Genomic DNA, 19,605 nt, shown 5'->3' with positions numbered 1-19,605 from the left:
GAATTATCATTCAAGTGATGCGCTTATTGTGCAACACTTGCGTATTCATATTTTAAATCACTTGCATCCGCAATTTGCTTATTTACAGGGATAGGTTCCATGCTTTCCAACATCATTCGCTTTGCGAAAAATATCGTCGTGTCGTTAATTGCAATCTTTGTGTGTTTTGGTGTGCTCGACTTCTTGTGGCTTGGCGTTATTGCGGATGGCTGGTATCAAAGTGAAATGGCTCCTCTGCTTAGAAGTCAATTTATCACGTGGCCTTGGGTGGTTTTTTACCTCATGTATGGATGTGTGGTGTTTGTACTTGCTGTGGTGGCGAACAGAGATAAGTCGTTACTTTATGCAGGGATCGATGGCGCGCTTCTAGGGTTGGCCAGTTATGGCGCCTACAATTTAACGTCGTACAGCATAATTGAAGGTTTTACTTTGTTTATCATGTTGATTGATTGGGCGTGGGGCACGTGCCTAACCAGCGCAAGCGCCATGGCCGGCTGGTTAGGGTTTCAACTGGTTAAGGGAAAGAGTAGCGAATAATGCGCTTTAACACGCTGGCGTATTGTTTTAAAAAGCCGCCAGTGTTGTAGTGCATGCCGTGTTCTTCGAATACGGCTTTTACCTTGGGCGCCATCTCTCGGTAGCGTCTGGCTGGGATATCTGGAAACAGGTGGTGCTCAATTTGAAAGCTTAAATGCCCAGTAAGCACGTGAAACAGGTTTCCGCCCTTTATGTTCGACGAGCCCAGCGCTTGTCGGTAGTACCATTGCCCTCGGGTTTCATTAACACAATCTTCTTGTTTAAACGTTTCCACGTCGCCAGTGAAATGGCCGCAAAAGATAATAGTAGATGTCCATAAATTGCGTAGCAAATTGGCGATAAGGTTGCCGGTAAATACCCATAAAAATAACGGCCCAGCTAACAAAGGAAATAGTACATAATCTTTTACTAACTGACGTGCGCCTTTACTAAAAAAGCGTTTCTTAAGTTCATTATGGGTAACTTGGTTCTTACGGTTGTCCTTCTTTTTTCCAAAAAAGACCCGCTCAGCGGCCATTTCGTGATACGACACACCCCACTGAAATAAAACACTAAGTACGATGTAAGTCGCAACCTGCCATAAGTTTTTTACACGCCATTTAAAATCGTTAGACAGGCGAAGCAAGCCGTAGCCAAAGTCTCTGTCTTTCCCAATAATATTGGTATACGTGTGATGCTCATAATTGTGAACCCGATTCCAACTCGCACCATCACAGGCAATATCCCACTCATAGCCTTTCGAATTAATGTGTTTGTCGTTCATCCAATCGTACTGGCCGTGCATCACGTTGTGGCCTATTTCCATATTATCGAGAATTTTTGCTGTAGCTAAACTCAATACGCCGGCAACCCAGAGCAGCGGTTGAATGAATCCCAACATCAGGAGTATCCGGCCGCTCCATTCACAAATACGCTGAACAAGAATAATACGTCGGATATACGCCGCATCTTCAGCACCCACTTTTCGTTTAATGTCAGCTTTAATTTCATCAAGCTGGGCGGCAAGTAACTCGTAGTTCGGTTTCTCTTTAGTGCTCGTTGACCGAATTGCTTTGGTTCCACTTATCGGAAAATGCGCTTGTTCGATGGCTTCTTCACGGTGTTGGTTGTCTATTGCAACGCTGGTGTTCATAGTTGAATCTCCAAATCAGTAACGGCTTGTGATACACACAGTTGAATAAGTTGCTCTGCGCTATCTGAAAGCTCACCCGTGCGGGTATCTCTCACTACGCCCCGTTTTTTAACACATTGACATTGATGACAGATTCCCATTCCACAGCCATAGGTCACAGGTTGCTCTGCTTGTTGAAGCTGTGAAAGCAGGGTTTGCTGATTGTCGATAGCCAAAGATTGGCCATTGTGAACTAAAGAGAAGGTTTCGTTTTCGGTAAGGCTGGTGTTGCTCACCACAGGAAGCGCAGCGAAGTGCTCGCTCGAAACAGGCACGTTGATCGTTTTTGCATAACTTTCAACTTGCTCGAACATGGCATGTGGACCACACACTAACCAGTGTGCATTGGCAAAGTTACACAAATGCGCTTCTACGTCTCCGTCTTTTTGCTTAGTTAAAACATCATAGGTGAAGTGCTCACAGCGTTTGCTGAACGCTGATAATTCATTGAGCAATACATGCTCGTCTGGCTTAGCAAAATAAAGTAAGTGTACCTGTGTATGGTGTAGCTGCGCGTTGTTGACGGCATCGTCAAGCATGGCAATGAAAGGGGTTATACCCGAGCCGCCCGCTATCATAAGAAGAGGCTTTTTAACCTTCGGCCAGATAAATTTCCCCATAGGGGCTGAGATATTTACCCATTGATTAGGCACACAAGAGTGAAGATAAGGTGTTAATGCGCCCTGAGCTTTAACCTTGGTTACAAGGCGAATCTGCTTTTCTTTTTGTCGGGTGTTAGCACCACTCGCTATGGTAAACACGCGAGTGGTGAGCCTGCCATTAATTTCTATGGTTAATGCGATATGCTGCCCTGCAACATGCGTTGGCCAAGACCTCTCTGGCATAAGTAACACCTCGAGCATATCCGTGCTCAGTTTTTTTACGGTCACAACCCTAGCTCTGAAATGCCCATCGCGCCACGCGGGTCTAACTTGCTGCATCAGCACTTCCCAGTAGCCCTTCCAAGAGGCATGGTGAAAAATGCGATCAGTGAATTTATCGAGTAATAGTTTCAATGTATAAATCACACCTGTATTTCGTCGGAATATCTTAAATACAAAAAGGATAGAAATATTTTAGCTTACACTTGTACGCCAATTCAGCGAACAAGTGTAAGCTTAATTTTTTCTGCGTCAAGAGGAGATGCATGAAATTTGGGATAACGTCGTCGAAATGTGCCGGTACTTTTGTGAAAAATGCAAAAGTGCTTTGTTAAAAGAAAACCAAACGAGACAGGCACTAAAAATGCTGTAATAGAGCGAAAACCCAGAGGTAATTAATGAGACAGGCATCACAAAAGCTACAAAAGAGGGGGGAAGGAATAATGTGACAGGCAATGATCTGCTGCTCTGAAACTCTCAAATCTGTACCTCTGTACACTTTTTTTCCAGTGAATGGCGATTCACTATCTTGAAGAGTCAATCAAGTTAGAAAAACGCTATGCCTAAAGCCAGAAATTCGCAGATTAGTTTAAATGATACGCCTTATTATCACTGTGTTTCACGCTGTGTTCGCCGTGCTTATTTATGTGGTGAAGAAAATGGCAAAAGCTTTGAACATCGACGTAAGTGGGTAGAAGACAGAATTCACTTTCTGAGTACCGTATTCACTATTGATGTTTGTGCTTACGCAGTAATGAGCAATCACACTCACCTAGTGCTGCATGTATCTAAAAATCAAGCAGAATCACTCAGTACGGAAGACATCATCCAGCGCTGGCACTGCCTATTCAAGGGAACCTCACTTACACGGCTATATTTGTCCCCTATGTCGAGGAAAGATTTAAGCGAAATGCAAATCGAAACTGTACGATTGACTGCAGAAGTGTGGCGCAAACGACTATTTGATATCAGTTGGTTTATGCGCGCACTGAATGAGTATATCGCTCGAGCTGCTAACAAAGAGGACGACTGTACAGGACATTTCTGGGAGGGGCGGTTTAAGTCACAAGCGTTATTAGATGAATCTGCTCTTGCTGCATGCATGGCATATGTCGATTTAAACCCAGTGAGAGCAAAATTGGCAAAAACTCCTGAAGAGTCTGGCTACACTAGTATTAAATATAGAGTTCAGGCGGCCAAAGCGGGAAAAAAACCAAAAAGACTGATGCCATTCATGGCGAAGCCTAACCAAGAGATGGCGAGTAGTTTACCTTTTACCTTTGTAGATTACCTTCAGCTTATAGATGCATCAAGTCGAACTCTTCAGCCAAATAAACGGGGTAGTGTTGAGCAGGATTTGCCTCTAGTTCTTACACGCTTAAATATCGAATTAGAGCAATGGTTAAATTTAACCACTCAGTTTGAAAGACGCTTTAAGCACGCTGCTGGAAGGCTTATAAACCTCGAGCGATATGCTCTTAATCAAAACTTAAAAAGGATTCATGGTCGCCAAAACGCTTTAAGATTGCTAGGCTGAACTCGTTACAAACTACTCATCGCCAATTTTCATGTACCTAAAACTGTCCAACAGTTTAGTTAGTTTGCTATTTACTGATATTTCGTAAGCTTACAAGTTGCTCGGACAGGCATCAGCTATCATCGACTATAATTTCATGGACTTTAAGAGTCCAACCTCATTTCGTCTTCTAGTTGCACAATGCCTGTCTTGCTAAAGAATTGTTTATGCCTGTCACTTTAGTGGAGTGTCTGTCTCATTTTACGAGTCATTTCTGCACTTTACGGTTAATATTTACGATTGCGATATAGCCAAGTGAAAATTCCGCTTCCCGCTATTAGCATTGACGTGGCAAGCCACATTTTAGAAATGGGCGTGCCGTTGGGGCACTGCAACGCCATCGTTGCCCCCGCAAGGTTCTGGCAATCGACGAGTTGGCCCAAGGCCAATACAAAAAGACCGAGAAGTACGCCGATAACGGCATAAGACAAATTATTGAACGACATACTTTTCCTAAAAGATTTACCAAACAATTCGCACACTAAACGCACGTGACAATAAGCAATAATGCTCTAAACTAGTGCAGCTGAAGGCTGCCTTTTCAAATATTTACTCTATTCGTATGGGCTAAGACAGCCTTCCCAATAGTCGGTGCGCGCCATTGAACGGCAAAAATGTTCGCTTCAACGAGGGCGCTTAAAATACATACGAAAATTTGCACAAATACAGTGTCGCAATATTTGCGCCAACCCCTATCAAAATTCCTTCAAATTCGGTACTATCCGCGGTCTTAAATTTTTAACGAAATAAGCGGACTATGTTTGAAATAAACCCCGTTATGAATGCGATAAAAGATATCCGCGAGCGCACTGAAGCGCTTAGGGGGTATCTTTGACTTTGATGCAAAGTCAGAGCGTTTAGAAGAAGTTAGCCGAGAGTTAGAAAGTCCTGACGTTTGGAATGAGCCAGACAGAGCGCAGGCCCTTGGCAAAGAAAAAGTGGCCTTGGAGCAAATCGTAGAGACGATCCACAAGCTCGATCAGGGAACTGAAGACGTTGAAGGTCTCGTTGAATTGGCCGTTGAAGCCGAAGATGAAGATACCTTCGTTGAGGCCCAAAGTGAGCTTGAAGGCTTAATTGAGCAGCTAGAAGTGCTTGAGTTTCGCCGCATGTTTTCTGGCCCTAACGACGAAAACGACTGCTATATTGATATTCAGTCGGGCTCTGGTGGTACAGAAGCACAAGATTGGGCCAATATGCTGCTGCGCATGTATTTGCGTTGGGGCGAAGCGCACGGTTTCAAAACGGAACTTATTGAAGTGTCAGAAGGCGAAGTCGCGGGCATTAAAAGTGCTACGCTGCGCGTTCAGGGCGAATATGCGTTTGGCTGGCTACGCACAGAAACAGGCGTGCACCGCTTGGTACGGAAATCGCCGTTTGACTCGGGTAATCGCCGTCATACGTCGTTTTCATCTGCGTTCGTATATCCTGAAATTGATGACGACATCGATATTGAAATTAACCCGTCTGATTTACGTATAGACACCTATCGCGCATCGGGCGCGGGTGGTCAGCACGTAAACAGAACGGATTCAGCGGTACGTATTACCCATGAACCTACGGGCATTGTGGTGCAGTGTCAGAACGACCGCTCGCAGCACAAAAACAAAGATCAGGCGATGAAGCAGTTAAAAGCCAAACTTTATGAGTTTGAACTGCAAAAACAAAACGCCGAAAAACAAGCGATGGAAGACAGCAAGTCTGATATCGGCTGGGGAAGCCAAATACGCTCTTACGTTTTGGACGACTCTCGCATTAAAGATTTGCGCACTGGCGTAGAAACACGCAACACTCAAGCCGTGCTGGATGGCGACTTGGACAAATTTATTGAAGCCAGCCTGAAATCTGGGCTGTAAACCGAACAACGAAGTGAAAGGTTATGACTGACCAACAAACAGACGATAACAAATTGATTGCAGAGCGCCGTGCAAAGCTAAGCGCTATTCGCGAGCAGTGCCGTGCAAACGGTTTCCCAAACAGCTTCCGTCGCGAAAACTATGCGGATGAGCTTCAAGCTAAGTTCGGTGAATTCGACAAAGAAACGCTACAAGAGCAGGGTAACAAAGTAAGCATCGCTGGCCGTATTATGGCAAAGCGTGGCCCTTTTATGCTGCTTCAAGATATGACTGGTCGTATTCAGGCATACGCAGATAAAGACACGCAAAAAGCGCTTAAAGCAAAATATGGTGCACTGGATATTGGTGACATTATTGGCGTGGCGGGTGACCTACATAAGTCAGGTAAAGGCGACCTTTACGTGAACATGGAGCAATACGAGTTGCTAACCAAAGCACTTCGTCCATTGCCAGAAAAATTCCACGGATTGAGCGACCAAGAAACAAAATATCGCCAGCGCTACGTTGATTTGATCACAAGTGAACAAACGCGCAAAACGTTCATGATCCGTAGCAAGATTGTAAACGGTATTCGCAATTATCTTACCGAACGTGACTACCTTGAAGTAGAAACCCCAATGCTTCAGGTCATTCCTGGTGGCGCGACAGCGAAGCCGTTTGTGACTCACCACAATGCGTTAGATATCGATATGTACCTGCGTATTGCACCAGAGCTTTACCTTAAGCGCCTAGTGGTTGGTGGTTTTGAGCGTGTATTCGAAATTAACCGTAACTTCCGTAACGAAGGCTTATCAACCCGTCACAACCCAGAGTTTACTATGCTTGAATTCTACCAAGCGTATGCAGACTATAATGACCTGATGAACCTTACCGAAGATATGCTGCGCACGCTGGCAGAAGATATTCTTGGTACAAGCATTATCAAAAACACAACCAAAGACGCTGAAGGCAACGTAACGTCTGAAGTTGAATACGATTTTGGTAAGCCGTTTGACCGCTTAAGCATGGGCGAAGCTATTCTTAAGTACTGGCCAGAAGCTAACGAAGAAGCTATCCGCGACCCAGAGGCGAACCTTGACGCGCTTAAAGCAATGGCGAAACAACTTCACATTAAAGAGCCTGAAGTTGACGGCATTTGGGGGGCGGGTAAGTATCTTTGCGAAATCTTCGAAGCGACAGCGGAAGAGAAGCTTATTCAACCTACGTTTATTACAGAGTATCCGTGGGAAGTATCGCCGCTTGCGCGCCGTAACGACAACAACCCATTCATTACAGACCGCTTCGAGTTCTTTGTAGGTGGACGTGAATTAGCGAATGGCTTTAGCGAGCTTAACGACCCAGAAGATCAGGCGGAACGTTTTGCGAAGCAGGTTGAAGAGAAAGACGCTGGCGACGATGAAGCCATGCACTTTGACGATGACTACATCCGCGCCCTTGAATATGGCTTGCCGCCAACGGCGGGTGAAGGTATCGGTATTGACCGTCTAGCTATGCTATTTACTGATAGCTCTACCATTAAAGATGTTATCTTGTTCCCACACATGAAGCCTCAGGCGCCAAAAGACGCGCAGGAAGCGGGTGAACAAGAATAATTTTAATCCTTAAATAGCGTGATTTAGGTGTTCGGCGCAGTTAAAGCTTCAGCGCCTTAACACGCTCTACTAAAAGGGTATTCTCGGGAACGGGAATACCCTTTTTTGTTGCCATATCTACAATGTAACCGTTGATGGCGTCTATTTCTGTTTGTCTACCGTGGGCAACATCCTGATGCATACTTGAGTAGTTTTCTCCGGTCGCCTTGGCGACAGACAGCACATTTTCATGAACTGACAGTGCATCAAAATCTAGCCCGTAAGCATTCGCTACCTGTGTGAACTCATCGCAAATTGCGATGCGGCTTTGTTCAAATTCAGGCTTAGCAATGTGCTTATTTTGGATATTGTGAAGCGCCGTTAGTGGGTTAATCACGGCATTAACGGAAAGCTTCGTCCATAGTGCTTTTAGAATATTACTTTGGTATTGCACCGGCGGAAGTGCGTTGTCTAGCGTGGCAATTGCGCTTGCTAGCTGTGGCACTATTTGTGAAAGGTCGGTCAAAGTTTGAGGTGATGGTTTATTTACATTTGGCGCGCCAATTTGCGTTGCGCCAACGCCAGTATACTTAACATGAAAACCGTTTGATGTACTTACTTTTAACGCGCCATGACTGGTTGTAGCAAGAAGCAAAGGATAATCGCCGCCGAGTAAATCTCTTGCGACCTCAAGCCCACCCATACCGTTGTGCAGTAGCACTACGGTAGGTTGTTGCGTGAGATAGGGAAGCCATTGCATTAAGGCTGCTTTAAGTTGATATACTTTTAAGGGGAATATCAGCACATCACTTTTAGGTAACACAATAGGTGAAGGTTTGGCTGGTTTTAGCGCAGTGGTTTGGCCGTTTTGCCAATGTGCGCAAGACGGCATGGTTTTCATATCTCTGGGGTAGCAGTCATACGGCACGCCGTTCTTCTGGGCGCTCGCAGCAATTAGGCTTCCTATGGCACCGCCGCCGACTATATTTAGTTTACCCATTAGCATCTATTAAACACTCAATGTCGTTCTATTTTATTATGGTCATCGACACTTATCAGGCCTATCGCACTTTTCCTTATTGCGCCGGCACATAGCGTGCGGGTAGGGAAGGCCATGGATAAGTCTCTGGTGCGTTAAGTCCGTTGTACCAAGCCTGCACGTCGTCTTCGTTTATGACTTCACCTTTATCGAAAGGTGCAGTAACCGCTAATTCACCAGAAGATAAAGGAAGCTGTAAATGCCATGCATGAAGATACAGCCTGTCTGATGCCTCACCACCATAAAGTGTATCACCCAAAATAGGTGCGCCAATGCTTTTAAGCGCAACACGAATTTGATGGGTTTTCCCCGAGTGAGGCTTAACGATAAACCCTCGGGTACCGGGCTTAGCCGCGTTACTGAAAAACTGAGTGATAGCCGGATTTTCTAAAGTTTTAAGCAAAATCCGCTGACCGCCTCGACGATTTTTCATATCGCCCATTATCATGCCTTGCTTTTTTTTGGGTTTTTGGCTGCTTAAAGCCAAGTAGTATTTGCTGACGCGTCTTGATGAGAAAAGCTCGCCAATTTCACTGGCTACAGCTGCATTTTTAGCAAGGCACAAACAACCCGAAGTGCCCGTATCTAGACGGTGGCAAAGATGCAGTTCTGTCAAACTCAACTGCTTTTTTAACCGGGTAACAATGCCTTCTACTTTCTCTGCTTTACCGTTTTCGGCAGTACTGTCACCAAAGTCAGCCTCTTTGGTGGCATCGTGCATAGCAATGCCAATAGGCTTGTTGACAATAATAAGGTCTGTATTTTCAAAGAGAACGGGGATCGGCTGCACTAGCTATTTTCTAACTCTGAAATGGCTTCTTCATAGTCAAGCTCGTCGACTGCATCAATAATTGCGGCCCGTTTGTCTTGAGGTAAAGCAAGAGCATCTAACCATTCATCTAGCTTGTCCTGTGCAATAAACTCGCTCGCTTTCAGCGCCGACAATAACTGTTTGCGAGCCTGCTCAGCTGCCGCGCCGTTTTCTGGTGCAGGTGAGGTAGCTTCTGGCTGGTTAATCAGTGTGTCTACCGTCGCAATGGTTTCATTAAGTACTGCGATAAACGCAGGGTATTCTTCAGCCACGCGTTTGTCATTTCTAAAACCGCTTTCAATCGGTTTACTCGCATTATGCAATGCAAAAAGCCCAAGGTTTCCTGTCACCCCTTTCAGAGTGTGAACAAGAGAATAGGCTTCATTAAAGTCACCTTTAGCAACATGCGCTTGTAAGTCAGCATCAAGAGAACGGTATTCATCCGTAAATTTACCAAGAAGGGTGAACAACAGTTTTTTATTACCACTTAACTGTGACATTCCGAAGTCGATATCGAGCACTGTTGTTGACTGTTCCATACATCTATCCTTTTATTTCGCAACTTCTAATGGGAAATTTCTTATCCAGGCAGAAACTATTTGTCAGTTCATTCGTACCACTTAACGAATTCAACTGGCTAACAGCTTCTTTACCAAAGACTATGAAGTGTAAGTGTATTTCAGAAATACACAAATTAATACAATCATAGCAAAGTCGAAGCAAGTAAAGCGCTAAAAAGTCTGGTAATCTTCGGTGTTCGCTCGCGCTTTTTAGTCGCAATTTTAAACTTAATCGTCAGCTGTGGTGATGAATTACGGCAAAGTATAGTCAGAGTGAAGTCGAGTGAAAGAATGTAGTAATTTAAAAGGAATCATCATGTCAGGAAAACTGACCCTACGTACCCTCTTTATGACCATAAGCGTCATCGCAGTAACAGCGTGTCAGCACGTACAGGAAGAGAAGACGAATAACCAATTAAACACAGTCGCTGATTCGTCGAACACCGTGTCGATCCCTTACGAAAAGTACACATTAGAAAACGGACTTACCGTCATTCTCCACGAAGACCATTCTGATCCGCTGGTTCACGTCGATGTTACCTATCACGTTGGCTCTGCGCGAGAAGACGTAGGCAAATCGGGTTTTGCTCACTTTTTTGAACACATGATGTTTCAAGGCTCAAAGCATGTTGCCGATGAGCAGCACTTTAAGGTTATTACGGAATCGGGCGGTAATTTAAACGGTACAACCAATACAGACCGCACTAACTATTTTGAAACCGTGCCTGCCAACCAATTAGAAAAAGTCCTTTGGTTAGAATCTGACAGAATGGGCTACCTGTTAGAAGCCGTAGACCAAACTAAGTTTGAAAACCAAAGAGAAACGGTTAAAAACGAGCGCGCCCAACGTGTGGACAATCAGCCCTATGGATTGCGTTTCGAGTTGAACGGTGAAGCGCTATATCCTGAAGGGCATCCGTACTCGTGGATGACTATCGGCTATGTAGAAGATTTAGACCGGGTTAACGTTAATGACCTAAAAGCCTTTTTTAAGCGCTGGTATGGCCCGAACAATGCAGTCCTTACTATTGGCGGTGATATCGACGTAGCCAAAACCAAAGCGTGGGTGAATAAATACTTTGGGGAAATCCCAACAGGACCGAAAGTAGATGAGCCTGAGCCTCAGCCAGTAACGTTAGACGAAACCCGTTATGTAACGTTAGAAGATAAAGTTCATCTTCCGCTTCTGCAAATAACTTATCCTACAGTGTATGGTCGCCATGAAGACGAAGCGCCACTGGACGTGTTGGCCGATATCTTAGGCGGTGGAAAAACCTCATTGTTTTACAAAAACCTAGTGAAAGAAGGTATGGCGGTGCAAGCCGTGGTGTCTCACCCTTGCCGCGAACTTGCCTGTGAATTCCAACTACTCGCTTTGGCCAACCCTGCAAAAATCACCTCACTTTCTACTCTCCAGAACGTACTGAATGAAACCCTAAAAGAGTTTGAAACACGTGGGGTAACGGCAGATGATTTAGCGCGTACAAAAGGACAAATTGAAGCGCGTACGGTATTTGGCTTACAAAGTGTATCTGGCAAAGTGTCAGCCCTCGCCGCTAACGAAACCTTTTACCAAACGCCAGATTTGATTGCCGAAGATATTGCGCGCTATAACGCCGTAACTGCTGAAGACGTTATGCGTGTTTACAATAAATATATTAAAGACGCCAATAGCGTTGTATTAAGCGTGGTGCCCAAAGGTCAGGTTCAGCTGGCCGCGGCCGAGCAGACCTTTGAACGTCCGGTGAGAAATATTGAAATCGATACGGTAGAGGTGTCTGATGATGAAGCCTTTTCCAGTGCCCTATCTACCAATACCGCCCCTAGCTTTGATAGAAGCGTAATGCCGAAAGCCGGTGAAGCACCGGTTGTTGAAGTTCCAGATTATTGGGAAGCTGAACTTGCCAACGGTATTGAAGTGCTTGGCGTAACCAGCACCGAAACACCAACGGTAACGCTTACATTAGGTATGGATGGAGGCATGTTGCTAGACCCTGAAGGTAAAGCGGGTACGGCCTACCTAACCGCGTTACTTATGAATGAAACTACAAAGCATTACAGCAACGAAGAATTAGCCAGCGAACTTGCAAAACTGGGTAGCACTATCCGATTTAGTACTGCAGGTAGATACTCACAGGTTTACGTGTCTACTTTAACCAAGCATTTAGATGAAACCCTAGCGCTGTTAAAAGAAAAGCTGTTCAACCCTGCGTTCACTCAAGAAGATTTCGACCGCATGAAAGAGCGTGTTGTACAAGGCTTACAGCAGCAAGCGAAAACGCCGTCTAGCTTAGCCCGCCGCGCGCGTGACCTCGTTTTGTTTGGTGAAGATAATCGCGTGAGCCTGCCGGACGAAGGCACGCTGCAAACTGTGCAGAATATCACGTTGGAAGATGTTAAAACGTTTTATGCCAATTACTATTCGCCAGATAAAGCGAGTATCGTCGTTGTTGGTAACTTACCGAAAAAAGACATGGTGAATACACTAGACTTTATTGGTCAGTGGAAGGGGAATACCTATGAATTTGCTGATTACAGCGACTTTCCCAAGTACGAAGAAAACCAAATCTTCCTAGTGGATAGCCCAGAAGCGGTTCAGTCAGTAGTATTTATTGTTGATAGAAGCTTGCCATTTGACGCGACAGGCGATCACTTTAAGTCTCGTCTTATGAACTTCCCTTTAGGGGGAGCATTTAATAGCCGCATAAATCTGAACCTTCGAGAAGATAAAGGCTTCACCTATGGAGCAAATAGTGGTTTCGTTGGTGGCAAAACCCTTGGCTGGTTTGAAGCAAGTACCGACCTCACTGCTGCTAACACAGGTGAAGGTATCGCTGAAATTTTAAAAGAGATTAATCGCTACCGCACTGAAGGTGTAACCGAGGAAGAAATTGCGTTCATGCGCAATGCCTTTACGTTAAGCGACGCACTTGAATTTGAAACACCTACCAGTAAAGCGCGCTTCCTAAGGCAGTTGCTAAGCTATGGGTTAGATAAAGGTTATCGTGAAGAGCAGCTTGCTATTATCAACAATATTGATAAGGAAACGATGGATGCCTTGGCAAAGCAATATTTGAATCTTGATAAGATGCAAATTATTGTAGTAGGCGATAAAGCTAAAATTTTGCCTCAGTTAAACGCGCTATCGATGCCAATTATCGAGTTATCAGTAGAGAGCAACTCCCGAGAAACGTTAAACTGATAGATTGATTTTTGTTGAATTTACATTATTGCCCCCCATAACAGGGGGCTATATTGACATAACGGACCACCATTTTGACTGTAGACTCATCCCGTTTTGAAGCGCGCATTGCTGCGCTTAAGTCACCCGAATTTCTCGCTGCGCTAAAAGATATTAAGCGCGGCGTTGAGCGCGAAGCCCTTCGTATAAACCCGAACGGTACGTTGGCACAAACACCCCATCCTAAACCGCTGGGATCTGCGCTAACCCATGATTCAATCACCACAGACTTTTCTGAATCCTTGCTTGAATTCATTACGCCGCCAGAAAACAGTGCTGCCAAAACGATTTCTCAGTTAAAAGATATCCATAAATTCGTTATTGATAACATTGGTGAAGAGCAAATATGGCCGCTAAGTATGCCATGCTTTATAGATGATGAAGCGCACATTCCCATCGCCTATTTTGGTGAGTCAAATGTGGGCAAGATGAAGCGTGTATATCGCATTGGTTTGAAAAACCGCTACGGCAGTATGATGCAGGCAATTGCCGGCGTGCATTTCAACTTTTCTCTTCCCGAAACGTTTTGGAAGCTATGGGCTGAACTGAATGGAAAAGAACATTCTCAAGAGCAGACTTCAGCCGATTATTTTGGACTTATCCGCAACTACCGCAGGTTGTGTTGGCTTATTCCTTATTTGTACGGTGCATCCCCTGCATTATGTGGATCGTTTTTAAAAGGAAAGCAGCATGCGTTACCTTTTAAAAAGGTAGGTAAGGGCACGGTATACATGCCATACGCGACATCACTTCGCATGAGTGATTTAGGCTATACAAGTGCAGAGCAATCGTCGCTTAAGATTTGTTACAACAAGCTAGACAACTATGTCACCTTGCTGCGCGATGCGATGAATACACCGTCATCCCGGTTCAGCCAGTTTGCTGCAGGCGAAGAGGGCAATTATCAACAGTTAAGTCGCAACATCATTCAAATTGAAAATGAACTGTACTCGCCGATACGCCCTAAGCAGCCCACTAAGTCAATGGAAAAGCCAACAGACGCTTTGGTTAGACGCGGTATCAGCTACATTGAAGTGCGCGCTCTAGATGTAAATCCATTTTCGGCAATTGGTATTTCACAGACGCAATTCGATTTCTTAGATGTTTTCTTAGTGGCGTGCTTACTGATGCCAAGTGCAGAACTTGACGAAGCGCAGCTTAAAGAAGCTAAAGAGAATATGAATAAAGTGGTGTTAGAAGGGCGAAACCCTGATTTGCTCCTGCAAAATGGCGGAGAAAATATTTCACTACCTAACTGGTGTGCCTCGCTGTTTAAGTCCTTCGAGCAAGCGGCCGAATTACTCGATTTGGCCAATGATACGTCGCGTTATACACAAGCGGTGAACGTCGAGGCTGAAAAAGTGGCGGATCCGGCGCTAACGCCGTCAGGTAAACTACTTGCTACTTTGCTAGAAAGCGACAAAGATAATGGCGTGTTGGGCTTAGAACTGGCACAAGCTTACCAAGCTGAGATGAAGTCTTTTGAATACACGGATACGGATGCTGCTGGATTTGCTGCCCAAGCTGACGTGTCGTTTGCTGCTCAAAAAGAAATAGAAGCTGCTGATGTTAAAGACTTTGATACATTTATTCGTGATTATTTCGCTGAGGCCCCAGCAAAAAAAAATGCCTGACATAGGTCAGGCATCGAAGGGTTCCAGGGAAACACACATTTTACTAGAACATTAGTTAAGACAAGCTATGAACCAAAAGTTCAAAAAATTGGTTGTTTTTTTATCAACTCTCATCGTTCTTTTTCCGCTGTTTATCGCTGGGTGTGCAACTACGCCCCCTAAAGACATCAGTAATTTGTGCGAAATATTCTACGAAAAGGACGATTGGTATGATGCAGCTGCTGATGCCCGCGATAAATGGGGTGTGCCTATACATGTTCCAATGGCCATGATGTATCAAGAAAGTTCCTTCCGCCACGATGCGCTTCCACCGCGAGATTACGTTTTCTTCGGGCTTATCCCTTGGGGGCGTGTTAGTTCGGCTTATGGCTATTCACAAGCGAAAACACCTACCTGGTCTGACTATATGAGAGAAACAGATAACAGTGGTGCGGATCGTGATGATTTCGAGGACGCTATCGACTTTATGGGATGGTTTATTTACAAGTCGCAAAAAGTGAACGGTATTTCTAAATGGGACGCCTACGCGCAATACCTTAACTATCACGAAGGATGGGGCGGGTACAAACGCAGAAGCTATGATAGAAAGCCGTGGCTTAAGAAAGTGGCGTCAAAAGTTAAAGCGCGCTCGTTGCGCTATGCTACGCAACTTAAAACCTGCGAGGAAGATCTTCAAAAAGGTTGGTTTATGAAGCTGTTTAGCTAAACTACAGAAACGAGAAGAAGCGACGTTATAGTCGCTTTTTTTATGCGTCTATGAACGTTGATTAAATTAAGTAGAAAAAAATGAGGGATAGACGGGCGTCTATCCCTCAGCGACGCTAAGCCAAGACCGTTTTTTTACCCAACGTCGAACAGGCATTTACAAGATATTGCAAATGAGAATGATTTGCAATATCTTTTTGTAATTAATTTTATGTCTCAATATTCAACGAATTTATCTGGCCCTAATCTTGTTCTATACTTTTTAAGTGGAGGAGCGTATGGAAATAGACAAATTTAGTGCGCATGGAGAAGTTCACGCTCATTTTCAAGCAGAGCAAAATATTTTACATATAGACTTAGTAGGTCCGTTTAATCTAGAGTTCATGCAAAAGTATGAGCGTGTGGTTGGCGCACAAAGAAAGAATATTGATACACCGTGTTGGGGAAGCTTAGTAAATGTGCATGGTCTGGCACTTGCGCCCATGGAGGCTACTAACGCTGGGCAAGAAATTGTTAGTAAAGCCGTAGCATTGGGGCTAATTGCTACGGCAGTGGTGCTTCATGAAACAGAAGGTGTGGCAATGCAAAAGAAGTTTTGGTCTCGTGTTTATGAATCTTCAACACTAGCATTCGAATATTTTGACGACACTGCTCAGGCAACACTGTGGTTGAGTGAAAAAGTACTTGCTTGTCTGCAGGCCCACAATGTTAATCAGTTCAATAATGCCAGACGATAGCCATAACAGTCCTAACTAGGCGAACTCGCCCTATCAAAATTGATCTTTGCTCAGAGCTCCACTCTACCAATTGAATGAAGGCATAACAGGAGGTAGCCATGGTAGTATGCGTATTTCTGATTGGTATAAAGTGTATATTGACCTGGATCAAATAATTAGGCCGACAGCTAACGACTAGAAATCGAATTTGATCTGGATCACATCCTCTATCTAACGCCTCTTCTACTATTTACTTAGTTGAAGAGGAGATAACTTATGTTGTGGACTATGATGAAAGACCCCGTAGTATGGGGCTCACTACTCGGTATAGGCATTATTGTAGCGATGATGATGTATTACACTTATTTGTTTATGCACAACAGTGCAGATGAAGACAAATAAGTCACCATGTATGGCTGTCCAGGTGCAAATTAACGCTTGTTGTTTTGAAGCGGTATGTCGATGAGTACCAATAGTGCTGCTTGTCCACCGTATTCGAGGGGCGCTTGATGAAATGCACGTACGTGTGGGTGCTGAACTAAGTAATGGGGCAGGGCGGCTTTTAGCACGCCCTGACCAAAACCATGCATTACACACACGCAATCTATCAGTTCTTTTCTTGCCGTGTGAATAAGTGCGGCAAGCTCGGCTTTTGCCATCTCTCGGGTAAGGCCATGTAAATCTAAAGTCATTTCTGGCGAGTAGTCGCCACGGCGTAACTGTTTCAAAATATGCGTAGACTCACCTTCTTGGCAAAAGCGCATGGGTCCTTCTTGCGGCAACGCTGCCTGGTACATATCAGAAAAGTCGAAGCTTGCCGCTAATTGCTTACTGTGTTTTAGATGTTTACCTTTTACCTGCTGTGACTTCTTAAATAACTCAACTTGCTTATCAGGCTCAACTTTATCTTGTGATAAAGGCGTCACTCCCTGCATTGCATCGGCAAATGAAAAGGTCTCTTCCTCGGTATTCGTAGACATATTTCCATTACGGGCGCCTTCCTGTCTCGCCTGACTTTTATGGCGATGAGGTTCAGAAAGTTGCTTCTTCAATGCTTTGAGTTCTTTTTTAAAGGTTTTCATCAACGATAGCTTGGGTAAATACACTCGAGTTTAACGATTCAAAACGCCTAAATTATAACGAATAGAAAGATTCGGTACGTAGTTAATTATGTGAATCGGTATGAAGTTTGGGTATGATACCAGCTTTGAAATTTTTGATGTACCCAAACGCCATGACCGATAAGTTTTACCTCGAAGAAGCCATTGAAGATCTGCATACCCTGTTAGATATGACACGATGGGCAACCAGCCGTTTTAACGATGCGGCTTTGTATTTTGGTCATGGTACTGACAATGCATGGGATGAAGCGACAAGCCTAGTTATGCAAGCCTTACATTTGCCTCATCCTATATTAGAGCAAGTTGGGGACAGCGTAATGACGTCTCGCTTAACGAAAAGCGAGCGAGAGAAGATTGCAGAGCTTGTTTTAAAGCGCGTGCAAACTCGCATGCCATTGCCTTATATCACAAACGAAGCCTGGTTCTGCGGTATGCCGTTCTATGTAGACGAGCGAGTGCTCATTCCTCGGTCTCCATTTGCTGAACTCATTCAAAAAGAGTTTGCGCCATTTGTAGAGTCGACGCCTAACAGTATTCTTGATATGTGCACGGGCGGTGCGTGTATTGCTATTGCGCTTGCTCATGCATACCCAGAGGCGCAGGTAGATGCCGTTGATATCAGCACAGATGCATTGGAAGTGGCCGATATTAATATTCAGGAGCATGGTCTTAGTCACCGTGTTTATCCCATTCAGTCTGACCTGTTTTCAAGTTTAGAAGGGCAGAAATACGACCTTATCGTGTCTAATCCTCCTTATGTTGACGCAGAGGACATGGCTGACCTGCCAGAAGAGTATCACCACGAGCCTGAGCTTGCCCTTGCCGCAGGTGAAGACGGTCTGGAACTGGTTGATATCATGCTTAAAGAGGCGCCAACTTACCTTAATGACGGTGGCTGGTTATTCGTTGAAGTTGGAAATAGCGAAGTGCACATGAGCGAAAGGTTCCCTGGCTTAGAAGTCATTTGGCTTGAGTTCGAAAATGGCGGTTCAGGTATTTTCGCCGTTCGCAAAAACACATTAGTACAGTATTTTAGTAGTAAGGATTAATAGTTAATTATGTCAGGTAACAGCTTCGGAAAACTTTTCACTGTAACCACGTTTGGTGAAAGCCACGGCATTGCAATTGGCGGTGTAGTAGACGGTTGCCCTCCAGGACTTGAGATCACAGAAGAAGATCTTCAGGTTGATTTAGACAGACGTAAGCCCGGCACCTCTCGCTATACTACGGCGCGAAGAGAAGACGATGAAGTACAAATTTTATCTGGCGTATTTGAAGGCAAAACAACCGGCACTAGCATTGGTCTGTTGATTAAAAATAAAGACCAGCGAAGCCAAGATTACGGCAATATCAAAGACCGCTTCCGTCCTGGTCATGCCGACTACACTTACGATCAAAAATACGGTAGCCGCGACTATCGCGGTGGCGGACGTTCATCAGCCCGCGAAACAGCTATTCGCGTAGCTGCAGGTGGTATTGCGAAAAAGTACCTCAAAGAAGTGCACGGCATTGAAGTATTAGGCTATTTGTCTCAGCTTGGGCCGGTAACAGTAGATAAGGTTGATCACAGCGTAACCAACACTAATCCGTTTTTCTGTCCAGATGAGTCTAAGTTAGATGCGCTGGACGAGTACATGCGAGATCTTAAAAAGTCAGGCGACAGCATTGGCGCGAAAGTATCGGTTGTTGCGAAGAACGTGCCTGTAGGCCTTGGCGAGCCAGTTTTTGATAGGCTAGATGCTGAAATTGCCCACGCCATGATGGGAATTAATGCTGTAAAGGGCGTGGAAATTGGTGATGGTTTTGATGTTATTAATCAAAAAGGCAGTGAACACCGCGATACGCTTACTCCTGACGGCTTCACATCTAATCATGCAGGTGGCGTGCTAGGCGGCATCTCTACCGGTCAGGACATTGAAGTACACATGGCGCTTAAGCCGACCTCAAGTATTTCGGTTCCCGGTAAAACTATCAATAAAGACAATGAGGAAATCGATATCGTCACCAAAGGGCGTCACGACCCGTGTGTGGGTATCCGTGCTGTACCTATTGCTGAAGCCATGCTGGCGCTGGTATTGATGGATCATCTGCTGCGTCATCGCGCGCAAAATGCCGGTGTGCTATCGACCACCAAGCCTATTGCTGGTCAGGCATAGCGTTTATAATCCCAGCGCCGCATTCTAACG

Annotated in this window: 18 protein-coding genes; 11 read left to right on the top strand and 7 right to left on the bottom strand. The window is 44.8% G+C overall.

What is annotated here, in order from left to right; all coding sequences use genetic code 11:
• The first annotated feature begins 99 nt into the window (after positions 1 to 99).
• Complete coding sequence (locus RJ41_RS15920) at positions 100 to 537, top strand: DUF2177 family protein (RefSeq protein ID WP_039222902.1); 438 nt, start codon at positions 100 to 102, stop codon at positions 535 to 537.
• Here RJ41_RS15920 and RJ41_RS15915 read toward each other — a convergent pair.
• Both RJ41_RS15915 and RJ41_RS15910 read right to left on the bottom strand, forming a co-directional pair.
• Positions 515 to 1,669 carry a fatty acid desaturase family protein gene (locus RJ41_RS15915; RefSeq protein ID WP_084081931.1) on the bottom strand — a complete coding sequence of 385 codons (1,155 nt, stop codon included), beginning with the start codon at positions 1,667 to 1,669 and terminating at the stop codon, positions 515 to 517. The two genes, RJ41_RS15920 and RJ41_RS15915, sit on opposite strands and share 23 nt — an antisense overlap.
• Entirely contained in the window at positions 1,666 to 2,724 is a 1,059-nt protein-coding gene (locus RJ41_RS15910) for a flavin reductase family protein (RefSeq protein ID WP_240485813.1), read from the bottom strand. Before RJ41_RS15910 ends, RJ41_RS15915 begins: the two co-directional genes overlap by 4 nt.
• Positions 2,725 to 3,148: 424 nt before the next feature.
• On the opposite strand from RJ41_RS15910, the gene RJ41_RS15905 reads away from it, so the two are divergent.
• Positions 3,149 to 4,126: a transposase gene (locus tag RJ41_RS15905; RefSeq protein ID WP_039222900.1), complete on the top strand. Its 978-nt coding sequence runs from the start codon at positions 3,149 to 3,151 to the stop codon at positions 4,124 to 4,126.
• 266 nt (positions 4,127 to 4,392) lie between these two features.
• On the opposite strand, the gene RJ41_RS15900 is transcribed toward RJ41_RS15905, so the two are convergent.
• On the bottom strand, positions 4,393 to 4,611 hold the full coding sequence (locus RJ41_RS15900) for a hypothetical protein (RefSeq protein WP_039222898.1): 219 nt from the start codon (positions 4,609 to 4,611) through the stop codon (positions 4,393 to 4,395).
• Between the two features lie 311 nt (positions 4,612 to 4,922).
• Between RJ41_RS15900 and prfB the strand changes: the two genes are divergently transcribed.
• Together prfB and lysS are read left to right on the top strand one after the other, a co-directional pair.
• A protein-coding gene (gene prfB / locus RJ41_RS15895; protein WP_101563798.1) for a peptide chain release factor 2 occupies positions 4,923 to 6,021 on the top strand; the annotation gives its coding sequence in 2 pieces (ribosomal slippage) (positions 4,923 to 4,997 and positions 4,999 to 6,021; 1,098 coding nt in all).
• A 23-nt stretch (positions 6,022 to 6,044) separates the two neighbouring features.
• A complete protein-coding gene (lysS, locus tag RJ41_RS15890) occupies positions 6,045 to 7,613 on the top strand; it encodes a lysine--tRNA ligase (protein ID WP_014948748.1) in 1,569 nt (522 codons plus the stop codon).
• Positions 7,614 to 7,653: 40 nt separating this feature from the next.
• Here the strand turns inward: lysS and RJ41_RS15885 are convergent, their stop codons facing one another.
• The 3 genes from RJ41_RS15885 to RJ41_RS15875 form a co-directional block, all read right to left on the bottom strand.
• Positions 7,654 to 8,592, bottom strand: coding sequence for a ketopantoate reductase family protein (locus RJ41_RS15885; RefSeq protein ID WP_039222896.1), 939 nt, complete (start codon positions 8,590 to 8,592; stop codon positions 7,654 to 7,656).
• A gap of 76 nt (positions 8,593 to 8,668) precedes the next feature.
• Positions 8,669 to 9,421 carry a pseudouridine synthase gene (locus RJ41_RS15880; protein WP_039222895.1) on the bottom strand — a complete coding sequence of 251 codons (753 nt, stop codon included), beginning with the start codon at positions 9,419 to 9,421 and terminating at the stop codon, positions 8,669 to 8,671.
• Positions 9,421 to 9,981, bottom strand: coding sequence for an Hpt domain-containing protein (locus RJ41_RS15875; protein ID WP_039222893.1), 561 nt, complete (start codon positions 9,979 to 9,981; stop codon positions 9,421 to 9,423). The genes RJ41_RS15880 and RJ41_RS15875 overlap by 1 nt, the downstream gene beginning before the upstream one ends.
• Positions 9,982 to 10,318: 337 nt before the next feature.
• Between RJ41_RS15875 and RJ41_RS15870 the strand changes: the two genes are divergently transcribed.
• The 5 genes from RJ41_RS15870 (at position 10,319) to RJ41_RS19530 (ending at position 16,700) form a co-directional block, all read left to right on the top strand.
• Entirely contained in the window at positions 10,319 to 13,204 is a 2,886-nt protein-coding gene (locus RJ41_RS15870; RefSeq protein WP_039222888.1) for a M16 family metallopeptidase, read from the top strand.
• 74 nt (positions 13,205 to 13,278) lie between these two features.
• Positions 13,279 to 14,877, top strand: a complete 1,599-nt coding sequence (gene gshA / locus RJ41_RS15865; protein WP_084081929.1) for a glutamate--cysteine ligase — start codon at positions 13,279 to 13,281, stop codon at positions 14,875 to 14,877.
• 67 nt (positions 14,878 to 14,944) lie between these two features.
• The gene (locus RJ41_RS15860) at positions 14,945 to 15,583 is read left to right on the top strand and encodes a transglycosylase SLT domain-containing protein (protein WP_014948754.1); all 639 of its coding nucleotides are present in this window, start codon (positions 14,945 to 14,947) and stop codon (positions 15,581 to 15,583) included.
• A 277-nt stretch (positions 15,584 to 15,860) separates the two neighbouring features.
• On the top strand, positions 15,861 to 16,319 hold the full coding sequence (locus RJ41_RS15855) for a hypothetical protein (RefSeq protein WP_039222884.1): 459 nt from the start codon (positions 15,861 to 15,863) through the stop codon (positions 16,317 to 16,319).
• 255 nt (positions 16,320 to 16,574) lie between these two features.
• Positions 16,575 to 16,700 (top strand): hypothetical protein, encoded by a 126-nt coding sequence (locus RJ41_RS19530; protein ID WP_012517787.1) that lies wholly within the window; start codon positions 16,575 to 16,577, stop codon positions 16,698 to 16,700.
• A 29-nt stretch (positions 16,701 to 16,729) separates the two neighbouring features.
• On the opposite strand, the gene smrB is transcribed toward RJ41_RS19530, so the two are convergent.
• Positions 16,730 to 17,380, bottom strand: coding sequence for an endonuclease SmrB (gene smrB, locus RJ41_RS15850; RefSeq protein ID WP_014948757.1), 651 nt, complete (start codon positions 17,378 to 17,380; stop codon positions 16,730 to 16,732).
• A 152-nt stretch (positions 17,381 to 17,532) separates the two neighbouring features.
• On the opposite strand from smrB, the gene prmB reads away from it, so the two are divergent.
• On the top strand, positions 17,533 to 18,468 hold the full coding sequence (gene prmB / locus RJ41_RS15845; protein WP_039223602.1) for a 50S ribosomal protein L3 N(5)-glutamine methyltransferase: 936 nt from the start codon (positions 17,533 to 17,535) through the stop codon (positions 18,466 to 18,468).
• A gap of 9 nt (positions 18,469 to 18,477) precedes the next feature.
• Complete coding sequence (aroC, locus tag RJ41_RS15840) at positions 18,478 to 19,575, top strand: chorismate synthase (RefSeq protein ID WP_039222880.1); 1,098 nt, start codon at positions 18,478 to 18,480, stop codon at positions 19,573 to 19,575.
• Positions 19,576 to 19,605: the final 30 nt, after the last annotated feature.

The organism is Alteromonas marina (assembly GCF_000808575.1).
In the GTDB taxonomy this organism is placed as follows: domain Bacteria; phylum Pseudomonadota; class Gammaproteobacteria; order Enterobacterales; family Alteromonadaceae; genus Alteromonas; species Alteromonas marina_A.
The sequence above is the reverse complement of the archived record's forward strand: the minus strand, read 5'-3'. Positions and strand labels throughout refer to the sequence as shown.